The organism is Streptomyces albidoflavus (genome assembly GCF_000719955.1).
Lineage (GTDB): Bacteria > Actinomycetota > Actinomycetes > Streptomycetales > Streptomycetaceae > Streptomyces > Streptomyces albidoflavus.
This window is the reverse complement of the sequence record NZ_JOII01000018.1, coordinates 76,594-89,213: the sequence shown is the minus strand read 5'-3', so window position 1 is coordinate 89,213 and position 12,620 is coordinate 76,594. Positions and strand designations below refer to the sequence as shown.

Sequence of the window (12,620 nt, the reverse complement as noted above, 5' to 3'; positions counted from 1 at the left end):
GTGCCGCGTGGGGGATGGGGGCACATGGGGGTCGGGCCCCCATCTTTCCTGGCGGGCGAGGAGAGCGCCGGGCGGACGGGCCGGGACGGCCCGCCCTCACCCCCGTGCGGCTGGGCACGTACACCGCCGCGCGGCCACTCAGGTACGGGGATGCCGGTGCGCGAGGGCGTTGACAAGAGTCTCCGGGCCCTAAGATCATGAGCCGCACGCCACGTCCCCCACGCGCATGATCCCGAGCGGACACGCCGGTCGCCTCACGGGCCGCACCCCCTCATCACCCTCTTCCGGGAGGCGTTTTCCGCAAGCACGAACGTGGCCGGGGTCCCGAACGCACCGAGACACATCTGACGCTGACGCCGCTTCCGCGGCGGCCCTGGCGTCGGGAGACGATGCTCATGGAGGAGTGGCCGACGTGCACGAGGTGTACGGCCTGGCGCTCCCGGCGGACTGGTGAGGCCGATGTCGCAGGCAGGAACGGCTGACGCCGGCGAGTCGTCCTCCGGGGCCACCGAAGGAGGCCGGACGGGCACGCACGGAGGCGGCGAGGGGCAGGGCGGAGGGACGGGTGGGCGCTTCCGCGCGGTCGTCGGGGCCTACGCGGTGTCCGGCTACGGCAACTACCTGAACCTGATCGCACTGAGCCTGTTCTCGTTCCAGGTCACCGGCTCGGCCTTCGGTGTCGGCGCGCTCATGGCGCTGCGCCTGTTCGCCGGTTTCCTCGCCGGGCTCGGCTCCGCGGCGCTGGCGGCCCGGACGACCCGCCTGCGGATCATGGTCGGCGCGGACATCAGCCAGGGCGTCGCCATGACCGTCCTCGCTCTCTGCGCGGACCGCACACCGGTGTGGCTGCTGGGGTGCGCCGTCGTCGTGACGGGCGCGGGGAACGTCTGCTTCACCGTGGCTCTGCGCAGCGCGGTTCCCGCCATGGTCGGCCCGGAAGCCCGCACGCGGGCCAACGGGTTGCTGGTCACGGGGCGTTCGATCGCCACGGTGCTGGGGTTCGCCTCCGCCGCCCCGGTCATCGCGTTCGGGGGGTACGGGGCCGCGTTCGCGTTGAACGCGGCGAGTTTCGCGGTCTGCGCCGTGGCCCTGCTGGCCCTGCGGCCGCGCACGGACGCCGAGGACCAGGAGCCGGAGGAACTCGGCCGGGAGGAGGGCACCGGGCGCCCTGGGCGCCGTCGGCCGTGGCGGGGCGCGGCCGGACTTCCCGGGCTGCTGCTCGGGATGATCCTGCTCCGGGGGGTCGATGCCCTCGCCTCCTCCTCGCACAACGTCGCGCTGCCCGTGGTCGCCCACGCCGCGGAACCGTCCGCCCCGGCCCTGTTCATGACCCGCTTCTGGGTCGCCTGGGCCGTCGGCACCATCGCCGCCCACCTGGTGCTGAAACGCGCCGGCAAGGGGAGGGCGTGGGGTGAACGTGCCTTCGCGTGGGGCACGCTGGCGATGTCGGTGTGCTTCGTGGCGGCCTTCACCGGCCTGCCCGCCGCCGGCCTTGTCGCGGTCGCCGCCTGCGCGGGCTTCGCGGACGGCTGGACCGAGATCGTCTACACCTCACGCCTGCAGGCGGCACCGGACCGTCAGCGCAGCCGGCTGTTCGGAATGTCCGCCACGGCGGAGACGGCCGGCTTCGCCGTGGGCACCGTACTCGCCGCGGCGGCCCTCGAAGCGCTGCCCGCCCTGAGCGTGGTCGGGGTCTTCCACGGTACGGCGGTGCTGGCGGCGCTGTTCCTGCTGGCGTTCGCCGTCACCACGGCCCGGTCTCCGTCGCGCACCCACGGATCAGAAGGGGACACACATGGAACGCGTCCAGGGACAGGCACTCCTCCGGGGGCCTGAGCCCGAACACGGCGAGCACGATCCGCGCAGCCCCGTGGAGGCCCTGCTTCGCGCCGCCGGCGCGGCGACGGGCGCCGGAGTCGTGACGCTCACGACGGACGGCACCCCGGCCCGCCTGCCGTATCCCCAACTCCTGGCGCAGGCTCGCCGGCTTCTCGGCGGGCTGCGGGAGCGGGGGCTGCGGGCCGGTGACGTCGTGGTGTTGTGCGGGTTACCCCTCGGGGAGTTCTTCCCCGCCTTCTGGGCCTGTCTCCTGGGCGGCGCCCAGCCGGCGGCGATCGCGGAGCGGGCCGTTCCCGGCTCCCCCGCGTACGAGCGTCTGCTGCACGCCTGCACGACGCTGGACGCCCCTCTGGTGCTCACCGACGGTCCCGGGGCCCGGGACCTGACGGCCGCCGCCCCGCACCTGCGGGTCGCCGTCGCCGAGGAGTGTCTGGGCGCGGATCCGGCCGAGGACCACGCCGAGCCCGCCGGGTCCGACGTCGCGCTGCTGATGCTGTCCTCGGGCAGCACCGGTGCCCCCAAGGCGGCGCGCCTGACCCACGCCGGCCTGACGGAGTTCGCCGCGAGCGCACGCCGGGCACTGGACGTACGGCCGGACGACACGATGGTGAACTGGCTGCCCGTCGACCACAGCGGGGCGTTCCTGCTGTACCACCTGCTGGCGGTCTTCGCGGGGTGCACCAACGTCCACTCCCCCACCGACCGCGTTTTGGCCGAGCCACTGCGCTGGCTCGACCTCCTCGAGACCTACGAGGCGCGGCACAGCTGGGCCCCGACCTTCGCGTACGGGCTGGTCGCCGACGCCCTCGCCGAAGCTCCGTCCCGCAGCTGGGACCTGAGCCGCCTCAGGACACTGCTCTGCGGCGGTGAGCGGGTCGTGCTGCCGGTGCTGCGCCGCTTCCTCGACACCACCGCCGCCTTCGGGGTCCGGGAGGGCCACATCGTGCCGGCCTGGGGGATGGCCGAGACGGTCACCGCCGTCACCTACGGCCGGCTGGACCGGCCCGGCACCGTGCACCGCCTGCTCAAGAGCAGTCTGGGCGGCGACCTGGTGCGGGCCGACGAGACGACCCCGGACGAGGAGTGCGCCACCTTCGTCGCGTCGGGCTCACCCGCTCGGGGAGTCACGCTGCGGATCGTGGACGACGCCGGCCGGCTCGCCGAGCCGGGCAGGATCGGCCGCCTCCAGGTGCGGACACCCGCCCGTCTCACACCCGGCTACGTGAACAACCCGGAGGCCGACGCCGAGGCGTTCCCCACAGGAAGGGACTGGCTGGACTCCGGTGACCTCGCCTTCCTCGACGAGGGGCAGCTCGTGCTCACCGGCCGGCGCAAGGACCTGATCGTCGTCAACGGGCACAACGTGTACTGCCACGAGGTCGAGGACGCGGCCACCGCCGTCGCGGGGGTCCGCCAGGGCGAGGTCGCGGCGTGCGGCGTCCCGGACGAAGCCGGCGGTACGGAGCGGCTGGCCCTGTTCTTCGTGAGCCGGGGCGCCGACGAGGACCGGCGGATCTCGCGGGAGATCAGGGCCGAGCTGTTCTCCCGGCTGCGTCTGACCGCGGCCCGGGTCCTGCCCGTCGCCCCCGGCGACTTCCCGAGGACCCCGGCGGGCAAGGTGCGTCGCGCCGAGCTGCGCAGCAGACTGCTCGCCGACGGCGACACCCCCGCACGGCCCGTCGCCGGCGCCCCTTCGGACGACCTGACCGGGGCGGTGTGCGAGGAGATCGGCGCGCTGCTCGGCAACGCTGTGGACGCGCACGTGCCGTTCTACGAGCTGGGACTGGACTCCCTGCTCCTCACCCGGCTCCGCTCCCGCCTGGAGACCCGGCTCGCGGTGCCCGTCCCCCAGACCGTCTTCTTCGAGCACCCCACGGCCGCCGCACTCGCCGCGCACCTGTCCTCCGCCCCCGAAACACCGCCGCGCCGCGCGGCCGAGACCACGGCCACGCCCACGGGCGACGACGCGGCCGAGCGCCGCGTCGCGGTCATCGGCATGTCGTTGCGCTTTCCCGGCGCGGACTCGCCCGACGGTTTCTGGGCGAACCTGCGCGACGGCGTGGACAGTGTGCGGGTCTTCGACGCGGAGCAACTCGCCGCCGCCGGCGTCTCCCCGGAGCAGCGGCACGCCGCCGGGCTGGTGCCGGTCGGCGGCGTCATCGACGGGGTCGACGACTTCGATCCGGAGTTCTTCGGGATGAGCCCCGCGGAGGCCGGACTGACCCATCCCGCACACCGGCTCTTCCTGGAATGCTGCCACGAGGCGCTGGAGAACGCGGGGCGCGCGGCCCCCGAACAGGGCGCCGTCACCGGCGTGTTCGCCGGCGCGGCCATGCATCTGTACGACCACCAGGGCCCGCCCGCGTACGCACAGGCGGCCCCGGGGGACCCGGCAGCGGGCATGCGGGCGGCCATCGGCCGGGAGTCCGACTTCCTCGCCTCCCGTGTCGCCTACCGGCTGGGGCTCACCGGCCCCGCCATCGGCGTCCAGACGGCCTGCTCCACCTCGCTGGTCGCCGTCCACCTGGCCGTACGGGCGCTGCTGAGCGGCGAGGTGTCCATGGCGCTGGCGGGCGCTGCGGCCGTACACCTGCCGCAGGAGAGCGGCTACCAGGGCCACCCCGGGTCGGTCCTGTCCCCCACCGGGCGCTGCCGGGCCTTCGACGCGGAGGCCGACGGCACCGTGGGCGGCAACGGTGTCGCCGCCGTGCTGCTCAAACGGCTCGACCACGCGCTGGCCGACGGCGACCCCGTGCACGCGGTCATTCTCGGCTCCGCCGTCAACAACGACGGGGCGGGCAAGGCCGGCTTCAGCGCGCCGGGCGTCGCGGGCCAGGTCGAGGTGGTCCGCCAGGCCCTGCGCAGGGCGGACGTGCCCGCCGAGACCATCTCGTACGTGGAGGCCCACGGCACCGGCACGCCGCTCGGCGACCCGGTGGAGCTGGAGGCGCTGGGCAGGGCGCTGGACGAAGGGACCGGGCGGACCGGATTCTGCACGGTGGGCTCGGTGAAACCGAGTATCGGCCATCTCGACAGCTGCGCCGGGATGGCCGGATTCCTGAAGACGGTCCTGATGCTGCGCCACCGCACCCTGGTCCCCACACTGCACCTGGCGCGTCCCAACCCGGAACTGCGTCTGGAGGGCGGCCCCCTCGTCCTCGCCACCGAGCTGCGGCCGTGGACGACTCCCGAGGGAGTACCCCGCAGGGCCGGGGTCAGCGCGCTGGGGGTCGGTGGCACCAACGCCCACGTGGTGCTGGAGGAACCACCTCCGCCGTCGGCACCTGCCGTGCCCGGACTGCCGTTCCTCGTCCCGGTGTCCGCCCGTGACCCCGAGGCGCTGGAGGAGCTGGCCGGTCTGGTCGGCGAGCGGCTGCGGAAGGAGCCGGAGCTTCCCGTGGCGGACGTGGCGGCCACCTTGGCGTGGGGCAGGCGCCACCGGGCCTCGCGGGCGACGGCCGTGGGGCGGACGGCCGAGGAGCTGGCCGCCTCCCTGGAGGACCGGCACACCGGGCCACCGGCCCCGCAAGGCCCGCCGGCGTTCGCCTTCACCGGCCAGGGCACCGCCCGTCCCGGCATGGCGGCCGGTCTCCACGCCGCCCATCCGGTCGCCCGGCGGATCCTCGACCGGTGCGCGGAAGTGTACGAGGAGGAGTTCGGCGGCACGCTGCTCCCGCCCCTGCTGGACGGTTCCGCGGAGGAGGTCACCTGGCCCACCGAGACCGCGCAGGCCGCACTCTTCGCCCACCAGGCGGCGCTGGCCGAGCTGTGGCGCGCCGCGGGCGTGCGTCCGCGCCTGCTGTTCGGCCACAGCGTCGGCGAGTACGGGGCCCTGTACACGGGCGGCGGCCTCACGCTCGAAGACGGTCTGCGGCTCACGGCGTGGCGCGGGCGGCTGATGCGGGCGTCCTGTCCCCCGGGCGGCATGCTCGCGGTGCGGACCGGGCCGTCGGAGGCCGAGCGTGTCGCGCGGGCGGCGGGGGCCGTCGTGGCGGCGTTCAACGGGCCCCGCGCGCAGGTGCTCTCCGGTCCGCCCGAGGCTCTGGACGAGGCGGTGCGCCTGCTGGACCGGGAAGGCGTGAGATGGCGGGCGCTCGCCGTCGACCGGGCGTTTCACTCCCCGGCCGTCGAACCGGCTCTGGAGGAGTTCCGCGCGTACGCGGAGGGGGTGGCCTACAGCCCCCTGCACACTCCGGTGGTGACGGCCGCCGACGGACGGGTCCGGCAGGTGGGCTGGACGCCGGACGCCGGCTACCTCCTTCGCCAGGCACGCGAACCTGTCAGGTTCGACCTGGCCATGGCCGCCGCGACGGCGGAGGGCTGCGAGGACTTCGTCGAGCTCGGGGCGGGAGACACCCTCACCGGTCTCGGACGTCATTGCGTTCCGCGCAGCCGCTGGCTCGGCGGGCAGGGCGCCGGACGTGACGCCCTGGACCAGGCGCACGGGCTCCTGCTGTCGCTGGGGGCGCTGTACCGCGCCGGCACCGACCTGGACTGGCAGGTGGTCAACGGCGGCGGGGGCAGGGTGCCGCTGCCGGGACACCCGCTGCGCAGGCGCCCGATGACGGGTCCCGCCACGCCACCGCCGGCCACACCTCCGAAGGAGCCCGACGTGCCGGACCAACTGCTCTCCGACGTACGCCGTCTGACCGCCGCCAAGCTCGGCCTGGACGTACCGGACGTCGGACCCGACACGTCCTTCTTCGAGCTGGGCGCGGACTCGCTCGCGCTGATGGGCATGACGGCGGAGCTGGAGGAACGGTACGGCGCGCGTGTCCCGGTGCGGGAACTCTTCTCCACCGCCGACACCCCGCGTGCGCTGGCGGAACGTCTCGCCCAGCTGGGCGCCGGGCCCGCGTCGGCCTCCGGCGACGAGAGGAGCGGAACGGAACGGCGACCGCAGCCGGCGGACGGGCCTCGGCCGCAGCGGGAGGAGGCGCCCGTCACCGCCGCCGCGCCACCGGCACCCTCCGCCGTGGACCCCGGGCCGGAGGCTGCGGGCGGGCTGCTCGCCCTGCTCGGGCAGCAGTTGAAGCTCACCGAGCACCTCGTCGACCAGGTGACCGGGGTGATGTCCCGGCAGCTCGACGTCCTCGCCTCCACCGGGGTCCCCTCCGCTCCACCGGCCGAACCGGCACCCGCCGCCCCGTCCGCCCAGGACCTTCCCCGGCCCGAGCCCGCCGACCGGCGTCCGACGGCGCCCACGGCACCGGTGCCCGTCCCTCGCACGGCACCGGACAGCCACGCCGCACAGCGGCGGCCGGACGCGTCGCGGGGCTGCGACTTCAGCCTGTACTTCTTCGGCGACTATCCCGAGGAGGGCGAGAGCGACAAGTACGCGCTGATCATGGAGGCGTCGAAGTACGCGGACGAGCAGGGCTTCCACGCCCTGTGGCTCCCCGAGCGGCACTTCAACTCCTTCGGCGCGCTCTTTCCCAACCCGTCCGTGCTCGCCGCGGCACTCGCGGCCAGCACCCGGAACATCCGGCTGCACGCCGGATCGGTCGTCCTTCCTCTGCACCACCCGGTGCGGGTCGCCGAGGAGTGGTCGGTGGTCGACAACATCTCCGGCGGCAGAGCGGGCCTCTGCGTCGCGAGTGGCTGGCACGCCACCGACTTCTCCCTCGCCCCGCACCACTTCGGACGCCACCGCGAGGTGATGTACGAGCAGCTGGACACGGTGCGCAGGCTCTGGTCGGGGCAGCCGCTGCCGGTGGCCGCCGGTGACGGCGAGGCCGTCGAGATCCGGCTGCACCCCGCTCCCCTGCAACGCGAACTCCCCTTGTACGTCGCGGTCGTGGGGAACCCGGACAGCTATCGCCGGGCCGCCGCCGAGGGCCTGGGGGTGGTCACCAACCTGATGACGCAGACGGTCGAGCAACTGGCGGAGAACATCGCCCTGTACCGCCGCACGAGGGCCGAGCACGGGCTCGATCCGCAGACCGGCCGGGTGGTGGTACTGGTCCACACGTACCTCGACGAGGACGGGGCCCGGGCGCGGGCGGAGGCGTACCGGCCGTTCGTGTCGTACCTGCGTTCCTCCCTCTCCCTGTTCGGCCAGGTGACCAACAGCCTCGGCCTCACCGCCGACCTCGACAACACGCCCGAGGAGGACGTGGAGTTCCTGCTGGAGCGGGCCTACGAGCGCTACTGCGCCTCCCGCGCCCTGATCGGCGACGAGGAGGATGCCGCCGAGACGGTCCGCCGGCTGACGGAGGCCGGCGCGGACGAGATCGCGTGCTTCGTCGACTTCGGTGTCCGGAAGGAGAAGGTGCTGGCCGCCCTTCCGGTGCTCGACCGCCTCCGCCGCCGTACGGGCCAGGGCGGTACCGAGGCGGCGGCGTCGCGGCCGCAGCGGCTCCCGCTCACCCCCGCGCAGCGCCGCATCTGGTTCCTGGAGCAGCTGCACCCGAGGACCGCCATGTACCACGAGCCGAAGGCGATCCTGCTGGACGGGCCCCTGGACACCGCCGCCCTGCGCCGGGCCCTCCAGCGTGTGGCCGAGCGGCACCCGGCCCTGCGCACCGTCTTCCTGGACGACGACGGCGTCCCCTACCAGGAGATCCGCGACCAGGTCCGGCTGGACTGCCCGGTGGAGGAGTGCGCGGGGGCCACGGTGGAGGAGGCGCTCGGCAGCGCGCTCGCCACGGAGGGCCGCCGGCTCCTCGGTCTGCGTGAGGGACCGCTGGTGACGGCGCGGCTGCTGCGCCTGGCCGACGAACGGCATCTGCTCTTCCTCCTGGCCCACCACATCGTCTTCGACTCGGCCTCCACGGCGGTACTCGTCCGCGATCTCGCGGCCTGCTACCGGGCCGAGCGCGGCGCCGCCCCCGCGCCGCCGCCCCCGCCGCCGGTGGAACCGGGCCCCCCGTCCGACCAGGCGGCGTCCCTCGCGTTCTGGCGGCGCGAGCTGGCGGGGGCGCCGGAACTCGCCCTCCCCGTCGACCGTCCCCGGCCTCCGGTCAGGTCAGGAGAGGGGGCAAGCCTCACCCACGAACTCGACGCGGAACTCACCGGCGCGCTGAAGGCGTTCGCGGCCAGGACCCGCGTCACCCTGTTCATGGCCCTGACCGGTGCCGTCGCGGCGGTACTCGGGCGGCTGAGCGGCCAGGAGGACGTGGTCCTCGGCACGGTCCTCAGCGCCCGGCCGGCCGGCGCGGACCACCATGTCGGCCTCTTCCTCGACACCGTCCCGCTCCGGCTCGATCTGGCCGGCGACCCGGACTTCCCCACCTTGCTGCACCGGGTGCGCGCGGCCACCGCCGCCGCCTTCGAGCACAGCGGAGTCCCCTTCGACACACTGGTGGAGGAACTCGCCCCACGCCGGGACCCGGGACGGAACCCGCTCTTCCAGGTGATGGTGGAGTACGAGAACGAGAGTGCGGTGGAGTTCGACCCCGCCGGGCCGACGGCGACCCTGATCGACGTGCCGAGCGCACGAGCCCCGTTCGACCTGAGTGTCTACCTCACCCACCACGCGGACGGTGTGCGGTTCATGGTGGAGTACGACACGGCCTTGTTCGACGAGGCCACCGTCACCCGCTTCACGCACCACGTGGAACAGGTCCTGCGCCGGACCCTGCGTGCCCCTCACGCGCCACTGGGGGAACTGACGGCCCCGAGCGACGCCGACCGTGCGGCTCTCGCGCGGATGGGGCGCCTGGACGAGGCGCAGCCGGCCGTGGAGGACACCCTGCACGGGCTGTTCGAGCGCCAGGCACGGCGGACCCCGCGGGCCGTCGCGCTGGTGAGCGGAGAGCGAACCGTCCGGTACGGCCAACTGGACGGCCGGGCCAACACGCTCGCCCACGACCTGCGCGCGGGAGGAGCCGCGCCCGGCGAGCGGGTGGCCCTGCTGCTCCCTCGCGGCCCGGAGCTGATCGCGGCTGTGCTGGGGGTGCTCAAGAGCGGCGCCGCCTACCTGCCGCTCGACCCGTCGCTGCCCACCGCCCGGCTGGCCCGGCTGCTCGACGACGGCGCGCCGGTGACGCTGCTGACCACCGCCTCCGTCCTCACCGGCCACCCCGGGATCGGGACGGACGAAGCGCCGTGGACCGTGCGCCTGGTGGAGGAGGTCGAGGGCGGGCCCACGGCCCATCCGCCGGAGGGCGGTGCGGTCCCCGAGGACCCCGCGTACTGCATCTACACCTCGGGCTCCACAGGTGACCCCAAGGGGGTCGTCGTGCCCCACCGCGGCCCGGTCAACCTCGTGCGGGGGCACGGGGTGGGCCATGCGGCGCCGCGCACCCTCCAGTGGACGTCACCGGCGTTCGATGTGAGCGTGCAGGAGATCTTCACGACGCTGTGCACGGGCGCGGAACTCGTACTGATCGACGACGAGGTGCGGCACGATGCGGCGGCGGTCGCGGAGGCGGTGCGGCGCCACGGTGTGGAACGGCTGTTCATGCCGTGCACGCCGCTGAGGTACCTCCTGGAGACCGGACCCGAGCTGCCTTCGCTGCGCGAGGTGTACTCGGCGGGCGAGGCACTGCACCTGACGCCCGCCTTCCGCCGCTTCCTCGCCGCGCACCCCGGATGCGCCCTGTACAACCAGTACGGGCCGACGGAGACCTCCGTCATCGTCACCTCGCACCGCGTGGACCCGGACGGCGGGGCGTGGCCACCGGTCGGCACGCCGGTGCCGGGCGCGCGGATCGTCCTGCGGGACCACGCCGGGCGGGAGGTCCTGCCCGGGGCGGTCGGGGAGATCCACGTGGGCGGGGCCCCAGTGGCGTACGGCTACCACGACCGGGTCGCGGAGACGGCCGACGCCTTCCTCACGGACGGCTCGGGTTCCGTGCTGTACCGGACCGGGGACCTCGGGCGCTGGCGCACCGACGGCACCCTCCAGTACTGCGGCCGGACCGACGACCAGGTCAAGATCCGGGGCCACCGGGTCGAGCCGGCGGAGGTGCGGACGGCGCTCGGCGCCCTGCCCGGCGTCCGGGACGCGGCCGTCGTCTCCCGCCGCGACCGGCACGGCGACCACGAACTGGTCGCCTACGTGGTGCCCACCGGGCCGGACGGCGACCGGCCGGACCTGCGCGCGGCACTCTCCACGGTGCTCCCGGGCCACCTGGTGCCGCGTCACCTGGTGCACCTCGACCGCCTGCCGGTGAACACCTCGGGCAAACTGGACAGGGCGGCACTTCCCGAGCCCGTACCGGACCTCACGGCGGCGGACGGGGGCGAGGAGCCCGCCACCCCCACCGAGAAGGCCCTGCACGAGCTGTGGTGCGAGGAACTCGACGTGCCCCGGGTGCCGGTCACCCGCTCCTTCTTCGAGGCCGGGGGCCACTCCCTGAGCGCGATCCGGGTGCTGAACCGGATGGCGGACCAGCTGGACGTCGAACTGTCCATGGCGGAGTTCTTCCTGACCCCCACGATCCGCGCCCTCGCGGAACGCCGCGAGCGGCCCGGCCCCGCCGGTGAGGTGGCCGACTCGGTGCCGCTGACCTCCACCCTGCGCAGGCTGTGGCACCGGCACCACGCGCACGCCCGTCCGGCGGTCTACAACATCGCGCACCGCATCGACCTGCGGGGTGCGCTCGACCGACGGCACCTGGCGGGCGCCCTGAGCGACCTGGTGGGCCGCCATCACGCGCTGCGCGGCAGAGCCTCGCACCACGACGGGGAGTACCGGTTCGAGGTACTGGCCCAGGTGCCCGTGGAGCTGCCGCTGGACGACCTGACGGGGAGCTCCGACGACGCGGTCGAGCGGTGGTGCCGGGAACAGGCCACGCGCCCGTTCGCGATGGACCGGGCACCCCTGTTCCGCTTCCGGCTGGCGCGGCTCGGCCCGGATCACTGGGTGCTGGTGACGGTCTTCCACCACGCCGTGTGCGACGGCTGGTCCCTGGGGATCGTCTGGCGCGAACTGCGGGAGCTGTACGACGCCCGGCAGTCGGGCTCCGGAGAGTCACCGGCGCCGCCGGCGGTGCAGTTCACCGACTGCGCACGGCGGGAGCACGCGCTGAGCGGCGACCGCAGGGCGGAGCTGGAAGAGTTCTGGCGGACCGAGCTGGAAGGAGTCCCCCTGCGTCTGCCGCTTCCGTACGACCGGCCGCGGCCCGAGCGGCTCTCCGGCGCGGGCGCGTTGCACACCTGGCGCGTCCGAGGGCCCGTCCCGGGCCGGTTGGCGGAGGCGGCCGCCGCTCTGGGGACGACGCCCTACGTCGTGCTGGCCGCGACGTTCGCCACCTGGGCCGGCAGGCTCTGCGGGGGCCTGCCCGACGTCGTGCTGGCCGCGTCCAGCGCCAATCGTTCCGCGGCCGAGCGGGCCGGGGTGGTCGGTTTCCTGGGCGACGCCGTGCTGGTGCGCGCACGGCTGGGCGCGGCCGGCACCTTCACCGACCTGGTGCGGCAGCTGGGCGCGACCCTCTTCACCGCCCTCGACCACCAGGAACTGCCCCTGACCGAGGTGGTGGAAGTGGTGTCGGGGGAGACCGTGGAGAACCTCTTCCCGACCGTGCTGTTCTCGGTGGTCACCACACCGCCGCCGAACCTTCCCGTGCGCGGCCTGACCACCTCGGTACGCGCCCTCCCGACGTCCGGGGCGGCCCGCAACGAGCTGTACGTGGTCGTGGTCCCCGGACCCAAGGAACTCACCGTCACCTTCGAGTACTCGACGGACCTCTTCGACGAGGCCACCGTCACCGCCTGGGCCGAGGACTTCACCGAACTCCTGGAGCAGGTCCTGCCGACACCGTGATCACGGGCCTCAGGTCTTCCCGGCGGCCGGCCTCGCCGGGAAGACCTCCCCAGGAAACCCCGCCCATGAC

At 74.3% G+C, this 12,620-nt stretch carries 2 protein-coding genes; both read left to right on the top strand.

Annotation, left to right across the window (positions count from 1 at the left end):
* Positions 1 to 459: 459 nt before the first annotated feature.
* On the top strand, positions 460 to 1,836 hold the full coding sequence (locus IF45_RS0119610; protein ID WP_030308628.1) for an MFS transporter: 1,377 nt from the start codon (positions 460 to 462) through the stop codon (positions 1,834 to 1,836).
* The gene (locus IF45_RS0119605; protein WP_030308627.1) at positions 1,796 to 12,550 is read left to right on the top strand and encodes a hybrid non-ribosomal peptide synthetase/type I polyketide synthase; all 10,755 of its coding nucleotides are present in this window, start codon (positions 1,796 to 1,798) and stop codon (positions 12,548 to 12,550) included. The genes IF45_RS0119610 and IF45_RS0119605 overlap by 41 nt, the downstream gene beginning before the upstream one ends.
* Positions 12,551 to 12,620 lie beyond the last annotated feature (70 nt).

Bases quoted from the DNA above. Each gene is read 5' to 3' on its own strand.
- IF45_RS0119610 (WP_030308628.1), top strand. From the start codon at position 460: ATGTCGCAGGCAGGAACGGCTGACGCCGGCGAGTCGTCCTCCGGGGCC.
- IF45_RS0119605 (WP_030308627.1), top strand. From the start codon at position 1,796: ATGGAACGCGTCCAGGGACAGGCACTCCTCCGGGGGCCTGAGCCCGAA.